Origin of the sequence: Pantoea pleuroti, from assembly GCF_014156615.1 — a bacterium.
GTDB classification, from domain to species: Bacteria; Pseudomonadota; Gammaproteobacteria; order Enterobacterales; family Enterobacteriaceae; genus Pantoea; species Pantoea agglomerans.
Genome location: NZ_SBFD01000003.1, coordinates 289,400 through 308,860 on the forward strand (window position 1 = coordinate 289,400; position 19,461 = coordinate 308,860).

Annotated in this window: 2 protein-coding genes; both read right to left on the reverse strand. The window is 60.9% G+C overall.

The features are described from left to right. Positions 1–257: 257 nt before the first annotated feature. Positions 258–2,192: an Ig-like domain-containing protein gene (locus EPG66_RS09040; RefSeq protein ID WP_182686587.1), complete on the reverse strand. Its 1,935-nt coding sequence runs from the start codon at positions 2,190–2,192 to the stop codon at positions 258–260. Positions 2,193–2,539: 347 nt separating this feature from the next. Further along, the coding region (locus EPG66_RS09045) for an Ig-like domain-containing protein (protein ID WP_246379236.1) at positions 2,540–19,461 on the reverse strand (16,922 nt) is incomplete at its 5' end.

The window sequence follows — 19,461 nt, forward strand, 5'->3', positions numbered from 1 at the left end:
AACAAAGCGAGCAAAAAGGGGTGCCACTCAGCGTCTGACGCATTTATTGCATTATTTTATTTATGGTTCGCAAGCGAGACGCTAAACGACCTTTAACATTATTAGATCATATCCCGGGCTTATTCCTGCTAAAAACAGATGAAATCGTTAATATTTCTCCTGAGAGGACAAAAAACAATCACTAAACGCATCCACGCCAATCCAGACAGGCTTAACAGACCTGTCCGGAAGGCAGTGCGTTTGCTAATGTTTTCGCGTCAGACCAGCGGGTGTGCCGCAGGATGCTGCAGCAGGTGATCGGCAAGTGTATAAGGAATATCGGAGAACAGATGGTTTTCCTGCGGTGCGGCGGCAGTGGATGCCTGCGCCACGTGCGCGGTTTCTGCCTGCTGGGTCAGGCTGACGGTCTCCAGCAACTGGTCCACCGTCTGACCCTCCAGCGGGTTGGCGCTTTCAGTATGTGATGCCACCTGCACCGTCTGGCTGGCACTGGCCAGATTACCGGCGCTGTCTTTGCCGCTGACTGTCATCTGGTACTCACCATCGTCCAGCGGTGCCAGTTGCCCGGCCAGAATGGTCAGCGCCCAGCCGCCATCGGCTTTTACACTGGCGCTGTAGTGCTGATCGCCCAGCGTTAATTCCACCAGGCTGCCCGGTTGCAGATGACTGGAGCTGCCCTGAATCAGATGCCAGCTGTTGACATCGGCAGCATCAATTTTGTTATCACCAAAAGCCGTGTCCAGGGTCAGCGTCGGTCGCTGATGCACGGCTACGGTAAACAGTTGATCACTGGTCTGGGTGTCGCTGTTGCCATATTCATCCCAGCGGTGAAAGGTGGCGGCGACCGGGCCATCCGGCAGTGCCAGCAGCTCGCTGGAGGTCAGTGTTACCATACCTTTGGCATCGGGCTGGTAGGTTTTACCGTTGATCTCCAGGGTGTTGGTGCCTTCAACGTAGAAGCTCAGATCGTGCTGCGCCTCCTGATAGTTGAGCGTCATGTCACCGCCGATATCCATTTCGGTGTAGATCGGAATAAAACCGGTGTGGATATTCAGGTCATGCGTGACGTTGGTGTAGTTGTTGGCCCCGTCGATCGACCAGGCGCGGATTTCCCCAACGTTGATAAAAGCGTGCACATCCGCTGCCGGGATCACCACCTGCCAGTGTCCATCTTCGGCTATCGTGGTGGCATAATCTTTCTGGTTGGCACCGTTGATCACCAGCCGATGGCCCGGCATCACGGTGGAGAGCGTGCCGCTAATTAGCAGATCCTGCTGGCTTTCTGCCAGGTTTATCACATCGTCCGCAGTGACCTTGTCGAAGGTAATTTTTGGCAGGCTACTCAGATGGGTGATCAGCGTCAGATCGTGATATTCGGTGGCGCTGTTTCCATTGGGATCGGTCGCCGTGACTTTAAGGCTGTAGACCCCATCTTTCAGCGCCTGCATATCGCTTTCATGAAATGTGCCATACCACTTACCGTCGTTTCCCATGCTGGCGGTGGTGGTTTGCGTCCCCAGCGTCAGTGTCAGCTTCGACCCCACCGGCAAGTGCGTTGCGCTGCCGCTGATCTCAACGCCATAAATGCTCTCAGCAATACTCACCGCGTTATCGCCACTGACCGTGTCCACGCTCAGGGTAGGTTTGATCGTGCGGTCGACATAGAGACCAAAGTCAACGGTGGTTGCCGTGCTTTGCCCTGCTTTATCGGTAATGGTCAGCGTGAGCGTGTGATTGCCATCCGGTACGCCTTTCAGCGCGTCGGCCGGCATAGAAGCATTCCAGTAGCCCCACTGATTAACGGTGCTGTGCCAGCTTTGATCGTTGAAGGTCAGCGTGACGGTGGAGCCCGCTTCTCCTTCCGCACGGCCGCGCAGATGCACCGGCTTTTCCGCTTCCCAGCCGGCGATCACGCCATCACTGGCGATCGCTTCATAGGGCTGCAGCCAGGCGGGTGGCGAATTCTTCACCGTGGCCAGAGTGTTGCCATTGAGCGGGCTGCTATGCAGTGACTCGGTGGAGAGCGTGGTGACAGGCAGGCTCTGGCCCGGCGTGGCGAAAGGAAGGCTCAGACTTTGCGTGGCGGCTGGCGCAATGGCGGGCACAGCGCTATCGGCAACGGCAAAGTCGCTTACCGCCGTCTGGAAAATGGATTCGAGCCGGATGGTACGAAGCGTATCGCGTGATGACATAGGTAACCTCAGTTCAGAACAGAAACGCAGACAAAAACCATCGGATAAACCGATCGCTTACTCTGACGATATGGTAGTGGGACAGCTAAAACTGCCCGTTTCCGCTGGTCGGAACTGATTACCCGCAGGTAACAAGGATTTATAAACAGGACGCTAATAAAAGCGCCAAATAGAGTCAGAATGCTGATTTTACGGCGTGACGCCGTTTGTTGCGCCTACCCTAATCTTTCATTCTGCTAATGAATAGTGGCGATAATCTGGAAAGTGGAATTATCACGTGACTGAAACAAAAAAAGCGGGTGCTTTCGCACCCGCTCTATTCATCTTCTGAACAGACCTTTCAGTCACTACACAACATGGACCTGCAGGTTCTGCTGCACCAGCACATCGCCCAGGGTGTTATCACTGGTCAGCGCCGAGTTGTGGTAGATCTCAAAGACTCTGCCCTCAACGGTACGCTCGCCGGTCACTTCCCAGATTCCGCCGTTGCTGTTAGCCAGTGTCACCTGGCTGCCATCTGCGCCTTTGATCAGCAAATCGTCACTCTGTTTATCCGTGATATTGAGTGCCTCATTGAGATCGAGCTTCACGGAGTTGGTTCCGGTTTTACCCAAATCGAGCACCTCAATGTGTTCGACCTTCAGGCCCAGCGCAGTGAGATCCAGACTGAGATGCTCACCATTCAGCATCAGGGTATCGGTGCCTGCTCCGCCATCAATATGGGTAAAGTTAAGGTCACTGACCGTCACGATATCCGCCCCGCTGCTGCCGGTCACTGTCGCCCCCTCAATGGTGCTGCCATCGGCCAGCGTAATCACGACGCCGCCGATGGTGTAACCCACCTCCTCTGCCGGTGCCGCTGCCACCGCGGCGTCATTTGCCGCCGCGTTTTCACTGCTGCCGACTGGTGTCACCGTATCCGCTTCAGTAATCAGCGTGGAAGCCACCGCCACATGGGCGCTGCTCTCGTCGCTGCTGGTGCTGCTGTTATGCTGCGTCTCCGCGCTGGCGACAGTAGCGCTGTCATCCGCCACCGAGAACAGCGCAACCGATTCGTTTGCCGCCAGCGTCACCGGTAGCACGGCACCCAGTAACAGGGTATTGGTGGTCGAGTAGCTGTTACCGGCCGCGTCGGTAATCGTGACTTTCGCCAGCGTTCCCAGCGACAGCAGCAGGCCACCCACCGACAGCAGTGAAGGTGAGAAGTTAACCGCGTAACGCCCCAGCGCATCGGTCGTGGTGTTCAGCGTCGGGCCGTTGTTGCCGTTGGAGAGCAGCAGCGTAACGTTCACTTTCGAGCCCTGCGCGGCATTCAGCGATCCCCCCTGCACCACCAGACCCGCCAGTAAAGAACCGACGATGCTCAGCACCGGATCGACCCCGACCAGCGGCTGATTGTGCGACAGCGCGGTAAAGCTGCTGGTGCTGGTTGCGGTGTTGCCGCCAATATCCGCCACCGTGACGGTGAGAGGATGGCTACCATCGGCGATCCCTTTCAGCGTCGCTGACGGCACGCTGATGCTCCAGGCGCCATTCGCACCAATAGTAGTGGTAAGGATATTACCCGCCACGTTCACCGTCACCGTGCCGCCCGCCGCGTTGGTGCTGGTTCCTCTGATGGTTTCAGTACTGTTGGCTTCCGCAATATTGAGGTAGCCATCGCCGCCAAAGAAGCTGTTGACGCTGACCGTTGGCGTGGTGTGACTGACCACACCCAGCGACGCCGAGGTGTTGCCAATGCTGCCCGCACCGTTGGTTACGCTGGCGGTGACAGTCTGCAGACCGTCAGTAATGGCAGCAAGGTTAGCCGCCGGAACAGAGAGACTCCAGTTGCCGTTGCTGCTCACCGTGGTGCTGTAAGTCTGACCACCCAGCGTGACGCGCACAACCGATCCCTCGGCGTTGCTGGCGGTGCCGCTGATGGTCTGCGCCGTTTTCACATCCACCGCGCTCAGCGCACTGTCACCAAACAGCGAGGTAATGGCGACCACCGGCGTCGACTGACTGATGACGCTCAGCGTTCCGCTGCTGTTTGCCACGTTACCGTAGGCATCGGTGCCGGTGACCGTGACGGTTTTACTGCCGTCAGTGATAGCAACAAGATCCGCTTTCGGGACGGTAATACTCCAGTTGCCGCCGCTGACCACTTTGGTGGTGTAGGTCAGGCCATTCAGCGTGGCGCTGACGGTTGAACCGGCAGAGAGGCTGGACGTCCCGCTCAGGGTCTGGTTAGAGGCCAGATCCGCGGCGCTCAGCACACCATCGCCAAACACCGTATTCAACGACAGGGTCGGCTGGAACAGTCCCAGTGACACGCCCGCGCTGGTGCTGCTGACGTTTCCGACCGGATCGGTGACGGCCGCGCTGACGGTGAAGTTACCGTTCAGCAGCGTTGACAGAATCGCTGGCGAGACGGCGGTTGAGAAACTGCCATCCGCGTTGACCTGCGCGTTGACGGTGGTGTTACCAATCGCCAGCCTGACGCTGCTGCCCGCAGCCAGCCCGGAGACCGTGCCGCTGATGGTCTGAGTGACCAGCGACTCCGCCAGGTTCAGCACGCCGTCGCCAAACAGCGGATTGAGGGTAACTTTCGGCAGGTTGTGAATACCAACCAGTGCCCCGGCCGTAGTGCTGTTAGTGTTACCCGCGCTGTCGGTGACGCTGATGCCCACGGTCAGATTGCCATCTGCAATCCCCTGCAACAGCGCTGGCGTCAGCGAGACGTTAAAGTTGCCATTGGCATCGGTCGCCGTCACCAACTGCTGTGAGCCTACCGACACTACCACACGCGATCCCGCTTCCGCGCCGCCAATCACCCCACCGATCACCTGGGTAACCAGCGAATCCGCCACGTTCAGCAGACCGTCGCCAAACAGCGGATTCACGGTGATGGTCGGCAGCAGCGTATCGACCCGGATACCGGCGCTGGTGCTGGCGGTATTGCCCGCTGCATCCGTTACCGACGCGCCCACCGTCAGGTTGCCCTGTGCCAGCGTGCCCAGAATATCTGGTGTCACCGTGGCGCTGAACGCCCCGCCCGCACCCACGGTGGCGGTCACCTGGCTGTTGCCAACCGAGAGCGTCACCACACTGCCCTGCGCAACGTTATTTACCACCCCGCTGATCACCTGTCCGGTGGCGATATCGGCCAGGTTCAGCACCCCATCACCAAACAGTGAGGTCAGCGAGATAGATGGCGTCTGAGTAAAGATGCCGATGGATGCGCTGCTGGAGGCGACGTTACCCGCCACGTCTCTGACGCTGACGCCCAGCGTCAGATTGCCATCCAGCAGAGAGGTCAGATCGCTGCCCGGCAGGCTAACGCTCCACACTCCACCCGCCTGCACTGTCGTGCTGTAACTCTTGCTGCCAAAGGTGACCGTCACCTGGGAACCCACAGCCGCATTTTCTATCACGCCACTGACCAGCTGTCCGGCAGCGGCTTCCGCAATGTTCAGCAGGTTATCACCGCCAAACAGCCCGGTGAGCGCACCGACCACCGGCACGGCATCGACAATCGCGGTGACGGTTTCACCAACGGTGCGGGTGTTGCCCGCGGCATCGGTCAGGGTGACGTCAAGCGCAAGATTGCCATCGCTTAACAGGCCCAGCACCGAAGGCGGCACCACGATGGCCCATTTACCATCCTGGCCCACTGACGCAGAGAGCGTTGTGCCGCCCAGCACCACCGATACCGTAGCGCCCACACCCGCCGAGGTCGCAACCCCGGAAATGGTCTGTGCCACCGTGGTATCCAGTGCGCTGAGCGTGCCGTCGCCGAACACCGAATCGACCACCAGCGTCAGCGCACTGTTGACCACTTTGTTGACCGTCAGCGTGGCGTCGGTCTGGTTTCCGGCTACATCATTGACCCGCACGCCAAACACCAGCGCACCGTCAGTGAGGCTCGCCAGGACATCCGGCGCGAGATCGATGCTCCAGCGTCCGTCAGCACCCACCGTCGCAGTGGCGATCGGCGCGGCATCGCCCAGATAGAGACCGATGGTCTGGCCTTCTGCTCCCTGTGCGCTGCCGGTCAGCACCTGGCTTAGCAGCAGGTCAGCTGCGTTGATCACGTTGTCGCCGAGGAACGCGTCGACCTGGACCAGCGGCGCAGCGGTATCCACCGTCACCGTCTGGGTGGTCGTCGTCACGTTACCGGCCACATCCGCCAGCAGCGCGGTGATCACCGGCGAGCTGCCATCGGGAAGAGCCTGCATCGCGCTGGCAGGAACGGTAGTGGACCAGGTGCCGTTGCTCTGCACCACGGCGTTGTAGGTCTGATTATTGAAGGTCACCACCACCGTGCGACCCACTTCGCTGAGATCGGCGGTGCCACTGATGGCCTGACCGGTGGCACTTTCATTGCCATTGACCTGGTTATCACCGGTAAACGGATTGAGAGTCAGTGCCGGTGGCGTAAGGTCGATCAGCACGTTACCGCTGGTAGTTACAGAGTCAGTGCCGTCGGTAGCATTCACCGTGATGGCGACGCTGCCGTCCGCATTGCCAAAGGCGCTGACCGGCAATGCCGCCGTTGACCAGTTACCCGACCCATCCAGCGTAGTCGCGTACTCCTGACCACCGATCGACACCGTCACTACCCCACCCGCGCCGAGGTTAGCGGAGGTGCCACTCACTACCACACCGCCCGCTACATCCTGAGTGCTGATGATGTTGTCGCCCGAGACCGTGCCCAGCGTGACCAGCGGCCCTGGCGGTGGCGTCAGATCCACGGTCAGCGCGACCGGTACGGTTGCGGTATTGCCAGCCAGATCGGTCACTGCCAGCGTCAGCGTAGTTGATGGTGTAAAGGTGGCCATCTGTTCTGGCGTCAGCGTTACACTCCAGCTGCCGTTGGCTGTCACTATCGCGGTGCCAAGTAGCGTGTCATTCAGCGAGATTGAGACCACTGATCCCGGCTCGGCTCCCGCTGCGGTGCCGCTGAGACTCTGCGGCTGAATGCTCTCGGCGTAGTTCAGCGCATTGTCACCGGTAAAGGCGGCAACATTAAGCACCGGTGGTGTGGTGTCGAGCACCAGCGAGCTGTTAATGGTGGTGCTGTTGCCCGCCGCATCGGTTGCTGTCACGGTAACCGGATAGGTATCATCCGGCAGCTGTGAAAGCTCCGCCGTTGTCAGTGGCACCGTCCAGTTACCATTGGCATCGACGGTTGCGGAATAAGTTGTGCCGCCAAGCGTAAGCTGCACAGTCTGATTCGCGCTCGCCTCACCGGTGGTTCCGCTCAGCGTCACTCCCGCGGCCACATCGCCGCCGTTCACATAGCTGCCAAGGAATTCCGGATTGACCGCAGGCTGCGGCGCGCTGAGATCCGCGGTGAAAGGCAGCTGCGCCGACGCGCTGTTGCCCGCCGCATCCACGACGTTAACCGTCAGCGATTGCGCACCGTCACCCAGTGAACTCAGGGCGTTGGCAGGAATGTTAACAGTCCAGTTACCGTTGCTCGCCACGGTGCCAGAATAGAGGCTGCCGTTGACATCCACGGTAATGCTGACCGCCTGGTTCGCCCCCACACTGCCGGTGGTGCCGGTCAGGGTCACCCCTGCCGCGGCTTCACTGATGTTCAACAGGTTGTCGCCGCCAAATGCGCCTGGGTTGAAGGTCGGCACAGGCAGCGCCACCTCTGTCACCACGTTCTGCGCCGTCGCGTCGCTGTTACCCGCGATATCGGTCGCCGTCACGGTAATGGTGTGGGTGCCGCTGGTGAAAGTGGCTAACTGCGCTGGCGACAGGGCCAGAGACCAGCTGCCATCGGTCTGCACCGTGGCTGCCAGCGGCTGACCGTTGTTAAAGCCGGAGATCAGCACCGTTACCGTCTGTCCGGCACCGGTAATGCCGGTTGTGCCACTGAGGATCTGTTCACCGGCCGCCTCTGCTGCGTTCAGCGCACCGTCGCCAAACGGCAGGTTCAGGGTGACATCCGGCAGCGCGTTAACGGCGACCAGTATCGTGCCGCTGGTGCTGCCGATGTTGCCGTTCGCATCGGTAACCGTCACGCTGACTGGCAGGTTGCCATCCGGCAGTGACTGCAATACATCAGCCGGCAGATCCAGTGACCAGCGTGAACCACCCTCAGTCAGCGTCGCAGAATAGAGGGTGCCATTAACGGTCACCGTGACCGACGCGGCGTTATTAATATTTACCGCACCGGTCAGGGTTCCGCCTGCGGCGGCCTCTTCAGCATTGATACGGCCATCAATAAATGGCGTATCCAGCGTTGGATTAGCAATCGGCGTAATCGCGGCGACGAACGTTTTGGTCGTTTCAATGCTGTTACCGGCCCGATCGGTGGTAATCAGGGTCAGCGTGTGTTCACCGGTTCCCAGGCTGGCGATGAACTCTGGGGGCAGGCTGGCAGTCCAGTTGCCATTGGCATCGACCGTCACCGACAGCGGGATATTGTCATCGCCTACCGTGACGCTCAGGGTCTGGCCCGGCACGACGGTGGAGGTGCCGGTGACCAGCTGAACGGAACCGGCTTCGCTGATATTAATAATGTTATCGCCGAACAGTGTCGTGTCGAAGGCGGCTGAAACAGGATCACTCTGCAGGATCTCAACGCCTGCGGTAACCTGCGCCGGATTACCGGCACCATCCGCGGCGCTGACCACCACCTGTGTCAGTCCATCGGCCAGGCCTGTCAGCGCACCCGGAGCCAGGTTCAGCGTCCAGTTGCCGCTGGCATCCGTGGTGGTGCTGAAGTTCTGCCCGCCTACAGAGATGTTCACCACGCTGCCTTCCGGCAGATTGGTACTGTCACCACTCAGCGTTAACGCCCCTTCCGCATCTGCCGCACTGATCAGCGCATCGCCAAACGGCGTATTCAGCGTCAGGGCTGGCAGGGTATTAAATGCTACGTCCAGTGACGTGGTGCTGTCTGTGGTGATATTGCCCGCCGCGTCGGTGACCGAAACGGTAATCGCATTGGGACCGTCCGCCAGCTGCTGCAGGTCGGCGGTCGGAATGGTAAGTGACCAGTTACCGTCGGCATCTGCCGTGGAGGTATAGCTGACGTTATTCAGCGTCACCGTCACCGGCAATGCGCCCGTGGTGTTGCCGCTGATGGTGAGATCCTGCAGCGACTCCGCCAGGTTAAGGGTATCACCCGCGTCGACCGTGATATTCGTCAGCGCAGGCGGTGTGGTAATGAAACTGACCTCCTGAGTGGCAGTCGCCGGATTGCCTGCGACATCAGTGGCGATCACGGTAAATATTTGCGTGCTGCCCGGATCCACGCTGGTAAAGGCAGCAGACGGGACATTCACCGTCCAGTTGCCGTCAGCGTCGAGCGTGGTGCTGTAGTCAGTGCCGTTAAACGACACCGTCACCAGGGTACCCGCTGCCAGCAGGGTGCTGCTGCCGCTGACCGCAACATCCGCTGTGGCCTCGGTGGCGTTAATCACATCGTCGCCGGCTACCACGTTCATGGTCAGCGTAGGCTGAGCCTGCGCACTGGCCAGCACGACCAGGCTGGTGCTGGCGCTGGCCGGATTGCCAGACGTATCCGCTGAGACCACGACCAGCAGCTGATCGCCATCCGGCAGATTACCCAGATCGGCGGCCGGAACGGTCACCGTCCAGCTGCCATCGGCTGCCACCGTGCCGCTGTACTGAATGTTATTCAGCGTCACCGTCACCAGCTGGCCTTCCACCAGGTTGTTACTGGTGCCGCCGATGCTCAGATCCTGTAGCGACTCCGCCTGGTTAAGGAAGTTATCGTCACTGATGGGCCCGATGGTCAGGGTTGGCAGGTTCAGAGTGTCAGCATCACGCGTCAGGGTCTGGGTGGCCGTGGCCGGGTTGCCCGCGGCATCGGTCATCGAGACAGCAACGGTGTAACTGCCGTCTGCCAGCCCCTGCACGACGCTGGCTGGCAGTGTCACCTCCCAGGTGCCGTCAGAAAGCACCTGAGTGGTGTAATCGACGTTCTGGAAGCTGACGGTGACCGTCTGTCCGGCATCCGCTATCGACGCACTGCCGCTGATGGCGACCGCTTCCAGCACCTCTACCGAATTGATGATGTTGTCGCCGCCGATGGCATTGACGGTCAGCACAGGCGGCGTGAGATCGACCGTGACGGCGCTGGTCAGCGAACCACTGTTACCGGCGGCATCGCTGGCATTGACCACCAGCGTAGTGACCCCCTCACCCAGCGTCTGTACCTGATCCGCTGTTAAGGTCAGCGTCCAGTTACCCTGCGCATCCACCGTGGCGGAATAATCATTCCCGCCCAGCGTCACGCTGACGGTCTGGCCGTTGCCCGCTACACCGGTGCTGCCGGTCAGCGTCTGACCGACCCCCTGTTCCGCCAGGTTCAGATAACCATCACCAAACGGGGTGTCTATGCTGACGGCCAGCGACGCCGTCGCCACCGTGATTTCACGGGTTTCGGTTACCGGGTTACCCGCCGCATCGCTAACCGTCACGGTCAGAATGTACGCCCCGGCCGGAATACCGGCCAGCGAACCCGCAGGCAGCGTCAGATTCCACTCACCGTTCTGGTCAACCGTGGTGGTCCAGGTCTGATTGTTCAGGGTAATGGTAATCTGCTGTCCGGCTTCGGCATTACTGTTGCCGCTGAGAACAATCGGCGCGGTGCTTTCGGCAATATTGATACTGTTATCGCCCGCAACCGTATTCAGTGTCAGGGTCGGTGGCGTCAGATCCACCGTCACGCTGCCCTGGCTGCTGCCGGTATTACCCGCTGCATCCTGGACTGTGACGGTATAGTTCAGGAGATCTTCCGGCAGGCCAGCCAGCGCGGAAGCCGGCACGCTGATCTGCCAGTTGCCATTGCCGTCGACGGTGCCGTTGTAGGTTGCGCCATTCAGCAGCACGCTCACCGTCTGGCCGTCACCGGTTATGCCGGTGGTGCCGCTCAGGGTTTGTGCTGTGGCGATCTCGCTGCTGTTGAGCAGGCCATCGCCAAAGGCCGAGACGATCTGCAGTGCTGGCAGCGTCGCCAGCACGCTGAGCGCTGCCTCGCTGCTGAGGGTCGCCCCGCCGCTGTCCGTTGCGGTGACCGTCAGGGTGTAAGGCCCATCGGCGAGCGCCGTCAGTGCCTCAGCCGGAACGATCACTGTCCAGCGGCCGCTGGCCGAGACCTGCGCGGTGTAGCTGATGTTATTAAACAGCAACGTGACCGTGCTGCCCTCTGTCACATTCACCGACGTACCGGTGACGACCAGGGCCTGACCCAGCTCCTGCGCATTCAGGTAGTTGTCTTCGCTGATGGCATCCATCGCCAGGCCAGAGGCGTTGCTGTTGACGTCAAAGGTGAGATTGCTGGTGGAGGTGTTGCCCGCCACATCGCTGACCGCCACGGTAAAACTGGCGCTGCCATCATTAATCGCGGCCAGCGCACCGGCTGGCACGATCAGGCTCCATGCCCCGCTCGCCTGTACGGCGGCGCTGTAGACTGTACCGTCAACGGTGACGGTAACCAGCTGACCCGCTTCGACGTTGGTGGTGGTGCCGGAGAGACGTTGATCGGTGAGGCGCTCCGCGCCATCGACCACGTTGTTACCGGCAAAGGTATCCAGCGTCAGGGTCGGCAGTGTGCCTGGCTCCACTTTCAGCGCCAGGTCGCGGCTGGTGGTGGTGGCATTTCCGGCCGCATCGCTGGCGGTTACGGTCAGCGGATAGCTGCCGTTGCCCAGCCCGGTATAAACCGTGGCGGGCAGTTCCAGCGACCAGACGCCGTTGACGTCAGCGGTGGTGCTCAGGGTAGTGCCGTTAAAGCTGGCCACAATCAGGGCGTTAGCTTCGCTGCTGCCGGTCAGCGTCAGCGGCTGCTGACTTTCAGCGGCGTTAATGATGCCATCGGATGGCGTAATGAAGTTCAGCACCGGAGGCAGTGTATCCACCACCAGGTTGCCATCAGCCTGGCTGCTGTTGCCCGCCACATCACTGACGACCACGGTGTAGCCACTATTGCCCTGCGGCAGCGCAGACAAGACATCGGCCGGAACGGCGACCTGCCAGTTGCCTGCGGCATCGACCGTGCCGCTGTAGTTGTTGCCGCCCAGCGTCACGACGACGGTCTGGCCGTCGCCGGTCACGCCCGTGTTACCGGTGATCGTGCCACCGGCGGCGGCTTCCTCACCGTTCAGAATGCCATCATCAAAGGCCACGCCCGGTGTCGCCACCGGCAATGCGCTGGCGATCACCGTCAGGGTAGCGTCGCTGGTCGCCAGCGGCTGTCCGTTAGCGTCGCTGGCGGTGGCGGTGATGGTTTGCGGGCCGTCTGCCGTTCCGGTAAAGGTGCCTGCCGGTAAGGTCAGGCTCCAGCTTCCATCTGCCGTCACGGTGGTGCTGACAGTTGTGCCGTTGACCAGAACGGTGACAATGCTGCCGTCAGGCAGACCGCTGGTGCTGCCGCTGACTACAACGGCGCCACCCAATTCCTGCGCATTGAGGTAGTTGTCGTCACTGACGGGTGCCAGCGCGATCGACGGCAGGCTGTTGTCCACACTGAAGTCAAGCGTGCTGCTGGCGGTGTTACCCACGGCGTTGATGACGCTGACGTTCAGCGTCTGGTTGCCTTCTCCCAGCTCAGCCAGGGCGCCCGCAGGCAGAATAATGCTCCAGTTGCCGCTGGCCTCGACCACACCGCTGTATTCGTTGCCATTCAGGGAGATGATCACCTGCTGGCCCGGTTCGACATTCGTGCTGCTGCCGCGCACCGTTATCGGCTGCAGCTGCTCCGCTGCCGTGACGATGCCGTCACCGGCGAAGGTGCTGCTGTCGATGGTCAGTACAGGCTGCACGTCCGGCGCGGTTGCCACATTCAGATCAACCACCTGGCTGCTCTGATTCCCGTTAGCACTGGTTTCCGTCACCGTCACCAGATTACTGCCAGGAGGCAGTGCCGCCAGCGCTTCAGGGGCGATCTGCAGCGTCCACTGGCCGTTAACGCCAACGGTGGTGCTGTAGAGCTGGTCGTTGAGCTGGACCGTGACCACGTCGCCATTCTGACCACTGCCACTCACCACCAGCGGCTCTGCCACTTCCCCGACGTTCAGCGCGTTATCACCGCTGACCGGGGCGACGACCAGCGGAGGCGGCGTGGTGGCAACCGTCAGGGCACTATTCTGGCTGCTGCTGTTACCGGCCGCATCGGTGACGGTAACCACCACCGGATAGCTGCTGCCATTGGTCAGACCGGCAAGCGCCGCTGGCGGAACAGCCAGCGCCCAGTTTCCGTCACCATCAACGGTGCCGGTGTAGGTCACGCCATTCAGCGTCACACTGACGCGATCGCCTTCACTGCCTGCGCCGCTGAAACTGAACCCTGCCGCCTGCTCAGCAATATTCAGCACGCCATCACCCGCGGGCGCAGCGATACTGAAGTCTGGTGCCGTGGTATCCACGGTAACCGACACTGGCGTAGTGGCGACGTTGCCGCTGACGGTGGTGACGGTCACGTTGAGATCGTAACGGCCATCTGGCAACTGTTGCAGATTCGCAGCAGGCACGGTGGCGGTCCAGCTGCCATCGGCGGCAACCACTGCGTCATAGGTCTGGCCATTCAGCGCAAGGCTGACGCTACTACCCGGCGTAACGGTGCCGCTGAGGGTCAGATCGGTGGCGGTTTCAGCCTCATTAATCGTGCCATCGGTAGCAATCGGGTTAACGGTCAGCACCGGTATGCCGGTATCAACAGTCAGCGGCTCGCTGATGCTGGTGCTGTTACCCGCTTCATCACTCACCGTCACAGTAATCGGATTGCTGCCCTGCGCAAGTGCCTGCAGCCTGTCTGCGGGTATCGTCACGCTCCATTCACCATTCGCGTCTACAGTGGCCGGATAGCTGATACCGCCCAGGGTCACGCTGACGGCCTGGCCTGGCAGCACTGTGCCGGTCAGCGTCTGCGCTGCGCTGGCTTCATCGGTATTGAGTATGCCGTCAGTGAATGGCGTGTTGATTTGCGGGTCTGCCAGCGGCGTGGTCGCCACCAGCAGCGGCAGGCTGTTCTGCACATCACCCGAAGAGACGGTAACGGTGGTCGTGCCCTGCGGCAGCGTTGCCAGATCGGCAGCCGGCACGGTCAGGGTCCACGCGCCGGTTTCATCGGTTGTGGTGGTGTAGACGGTGCCGCCAGTCACCAGCGTTACGCTGATCGGGCTGTTAGCCGGCAGGTTCGCTGAGCCGCCGCTGAGGATAAGATCGCTCTGCGCCTCCAGGGCATTCAGCGCATTGTCGTCACTGATTGGGGCAATCGACAGCGACGGTACGGGTGAAGTAACCACGCTGAACTGCCCTTCAGCAGGCAGCGCCGGGTTACCGGCCACATCGGTAATCGCCACGGTGAAGGTTTTATCGCCTGCGCCGCCCAGCGATCCGGCTGGCAGCGACACACTCCAGCTACCGTTCGCCTGTACTACGCCATCGTAAGACTGGCCATTGATGGTCAGCAATACCGGCTGACCTGCCGGTACGCCGGTGACGTTACCGGTGACCAGAATGTCGGTGAGCTGTTCAGCGCTGTCGACCTGATTATCGCCGGTCACGGGATTAATCGTCAGCGCCGGCGACGTTGCCGCCAGCACAGTGACGCTGGCCGGTACGGTGCTGCTGTTGCCATAAGCATCGCTGAGTACCACATCCACCGGATAGATTGCGTCACCCAGCTGGCTGATAATCGCGGCGGGCACCGTAACACTCCACGCACCATCGGTATCCACGGTGGCGGTGTAGGTCTCGCCATTGAAACTCACCGTGACGGTGTCGCCCTGAGCCCCACCGCGCCCGTCGAGTGTAAGATCCTGAGTATGTTCAGCGATATTGATATAACCATCACTGCCCGGCGTGGAGACTTCCAGCAGCGGCGGTGTGGTGGCGAAAATCAGTGAACTGCTGGCTGGTGTGGTATTGCCATCGGCGTCTGTCGCCACTACCGATACCGGTTGGGTACCGTTGGGCACATTTGCCAGGTCGGATGCCGGAACGGTGACACTCCAGCTGCCACCCTGCGCCACCACGGCGCTGTAGGCCACGTTATTCAGCGTGACGCGGATGATGTCGCCTTCGTCGCCGGTTCCGCTAACGATCAGCGGCTGCTGCGCGTCGCTGACGTTGATCACGCCATCATCGCTGAGATCGTTGAGCGTCAGAGCGGGCACCGCGGTAGCCACCCGCAGTTCCGTATTCTGAGTGCTGATGTTACCGGCCGGATCGGTCACGGTGACGGTCACCGGATAGGTCTGACTGGTCAGCGTACCGAGATCGGCCACCGGGACGGATGCACTCCAGTTACTGTTTTCGTCAACAATGGCGGTGTAGGACTTACCGTTTAACTCCACCGTCACGCTGTCGCCCGGTGTGCCGGTTCCGCTGATTTGCAGCGGCGTAGTGAGTTCGTTGTTGGTCAGGACGCCATCACCGCCCGGTGCGGTAACGGTCGCAACCGGAGGCTGCGTGCTGACCGCCAGGGGCTGCGTCTGCGTGGTGGTGTTACCGCTGGCATCGGTCAGCGTAACTACCAGCGTATAGCTGCTGCCATCTGACAGTGCCTGCAGCGCCGCTGGCGGCAGATCCACCGTCCAGTTGCCCTGCCCATCTACGGTGGCGCTGTAACTCTCGTTATTCAGCGAGACAGACACCACTTCGCCCGGCAACGCACCTGAACCGCTGACCGGCAGACCGGCAGCCACTTCACTGCTGTTGAGAATGCCATCGCCGCCTGCGACCTCTGCCACAATCAGATTCGGTGGCAGCGTGTCGACGCTGAAATTGAGCGTCTCGTCCACGCGGTTGCCTGCTTCATCAATCGCGGTAATGATCAGGCTGTTAGCGCCCTGCGGCAGTAAGGCGAGATCAGCGGCCGGCAGCGCCAGGCTCCAGTTGCCGTCTGCATTGACCGTGGTGCTGTAGGTTTTACCGTTAAGTTCCAGTTCAACCTGCTGGCCCGGCACGGCTTTGCCGGTGCTGCCGCCGATCAGCAGATCGCTGCCCGCTTCCACCCGATTGAGAAGGCCATCGGTAATCGCGCTCTCCTCCAGTGTGATTTGCGGCAGCGTGGCCGCGACTACATTCAGTTGAGCGGAGTCGGTCAGCAGTGCGCCGGTGGCGTCGGTGGTGGTGACCGAAATCAGTTTTACGCCGTCGGTGATAGTGGTGAGATCGCCTGCCGGAACGGTGACGCTCCAGAAGCCATTGCTGTTCACCACCGCGCTGTAATTACTGCCGTTAAAGTTAACCTGCACCGCCTGGCCCGGGTTAACGCCCACGGCAGAGCCGCTGATGATCAGATCGCTGCTCAGCTCCTGCTGGTTCAGGAAACCATCAAGGCTGACAGGTTCACTAATGGAAACCACGCCAGGTTCGCCTGCCGCCGGGGCGACGTTAATATCGCGGGTGTCGGTGGCTGAGGCGCCTGCCGCCGTTGTGACGCTGACCGCGATGGTGCTGCTGCCCGCCGCCAGTGCGCTGAGCGCCGCAGAGGGGATCTGCGTGCTCCAGCTGCCATCCGCGTTGACCAGCGCATTGTAATTTTGGCCGCCCAGGGTAATGGTGACCGTCTGGCCCGCCTCCACATTGCTGGTGCTGCCGGACAGCGTCTGGTCCAGCGCTTTTTCGCTGTTATCCAGCAGATCGTCACCGGCAAACAGGGCGATCGTCACTGTCGGTGTACCCGGTTCCGCTGGCGCTTCCACCGCAATCACCCGATCTTCGCTGACTGTTACGCCCGCCTGACTGGTGACTGTGGCCGCGATAGTCGCGTTGCCCGCCGTCAGTGCCGCCAGCGCGCTGGCCGGGACGCTCAGGCTCCAGCTGCCATCCGCGCCGACCGTGGCGCTGTAAGTCTGGTCGCCCAGCGTAACGGTCACGACCTGACCCGCCTCGACATTGGTTGAGCTGCCGCTCAGCAGCTGATCGCTGGTTTTCTCATCGTTGCTCAGGACGTCATCCACGGCGAACTGATCGAGCGTGATAGTGGGCTGGCCCGGCTCGGTAACCGGCGGCTCAACCGTGATCGGCAGGGTGTCGCTGAGGGTAGTACCTGCCGCGTTGCTGACCGTGACCACCAGCGAGGCAGAACCTGCTGCCAGCGCACCGAGTGCATCGGCCGGAATGGCAATGTTCCAGCTGCCGTCGGCGCCAACCGTTCCGCTGTAGCTCTGGCCGCCCAGCGTCACTGTGACAATCTGGCCCGCCTCGACGTTGGTGGTGCTGCCGGAGACCGCCTGCGCTTCCAGCTTCTCATCGTTGCTCAGGATATTGTCGTCAGCAAAGGCATTGAGGGTTAGCGTCGGGGCATTCGGTGAAGTGCCCGCTGACTCCACCAGGAAGTCGCGGGTTTCAGTGATCTGTGTACCAGACTGATCTGTCACCGTCACATTCAGGGCTGCGCTACCGGCTGTCAGCGCCGCCAGCGAACTGGCAGGAATCGTCACGCTCCAGCTGCCATCCGCGCCGACCGTGGCGGTAAAAGTCTCTCCGTTCAGGGTGACAGTGACCTGCTGGCCTTCACCGATATTGGTGGTGGTGCCACTCAGCAACTGATCGCTGGCTTTCTCGCTGTTGCTGAGGATGTCATCCCCGGCAAAGGCGTCGATGGTTACGGTGGCTTCACCCGGCTGCGTTACCGGGGCTTCGACAGTGACTGGCTGCGTTGAAGTGACTGTGTCGCCTGCCGCATTACTGACCGAGACGGTCAGTGTGGTGATGCCTGCTGCCAGCGCGTTCAGCGCAGCTGACGGCACGGCGACACTCCAGCTGCCATCACCCTGCACGCTGGCACTATAGGTCTGACCGCCCAGGGTGACCGTCACGATCCGCCCGGTTTCGATATTACTGGTGCTACCGCTGACAAGCTGATCGACCGCTTTTTCGTCGTTGCTCAGAAGGTTATCGCCGGCGAAATCATTCAGGGTCAGAGCCGGCACGCCCGGTTCCGTTACTGGCGTCTCAACTGCGATATCGCGGATTTCGGTAGTGCTCACGCCATCGGCATTGCTGACGGTGACGCTGATGGCATTGGCTCCCGCTGGCAGATTACCCAGCGCGGCTGCCGGAACAATTACACTCCAGTTACCACTGCCATCGACGGTGCCAAGGTAAGTCTGGCCTCCAAAGGTGACGGTGACCGTCTGGCCCGCTTCGATGTTGGTGGTGGAGCCGGAGAGCGTCTGGGCCGTCCCTTTTTCATCGTTGCTGAGGATGTCATCCCCGGCAAACTGACCAATAGTGACTGTGGGTTCACCCGGCAGTGTGACAGGGGCTTCCACGGTGATGGGCAGCGTGCCGGTTACGTTATCTCCGGCCACATTGCTGACTGAAACCGTCAGCGTCGTTTCACCTGCCGCCAGGGCGCTCAGGGCCGCCGATGGCAAAGTAACGCTCCAGTTGCCCTGCGCATCAACGCTGCCGCTGTAAGTCTGGCCGCCCAGGGTGACGGTTACCAGCTGACCGGGTTCAACATTGCTGGTGCTGCCGGTGAGTGTCTGATCGGTGGTTTTCTCCACGTTACTCAGCACATTGTCCCCGGCGAAGTCATCCAGCGTGACGGATGGCGGACCCGGAACGACCGGCGTATCGATGCTGATCGCGCGGTTTTCACTGACTTCAATGCCAGCCTGGCTGGTGACGACCGCGGAAATCGCCACCGAACCGGCTGCCAGCGCATTCAGTGCCGCAGGCGAGAGCGTGACGCTCCAGTTGCCCTGCGCATCCACTACTGCGCTGTAGGTCTGATCGCCCAGCGTGATGGTGACAATCTGGCCCGCTTCCACATTGGTGGTGGTGCCGCTAAGAACCTGATCGCTGCTTTTTTCGGCATTGCTGAGAATGTCATCACCGGCAAACTGATCGATGGTGATAACGGGCGTACCCGGCTGAGTCAGTGGTGGCTCTACGTTTACGGTCAGGCTACCGCTGGCGGCGGTTCCTGCCTGGTTAGCAACGGTGGCAGTCACCGTGGTAGTGCCGGATGCCAGTGCGGTCAGCGCATCAGCAGGCACGGTAATGCTCCAGCTACCATCGCCAGCCACGCTGCCGCTGTAGCTCTGGCCGCCCAGTGTAACCGTGACGATCTGCCCTGCTTCAACGTTGGTGGTGCTGCCGCTAAGAATCTGATCGCTGGTTTTCTCTGCGTTGCTCAGTACGTCGTCGCCGGTAAACGGGGCGATCGTCAGGGCTGGCACGCCAGGGGTGGTGTCAGGTGCCTGCACCTGGATACCCAGGCTGGCGGCAGCCGCCGTGCCTGCGGCGCTGGTCACACTGACCGAAATGGTGCTGCTGCCTG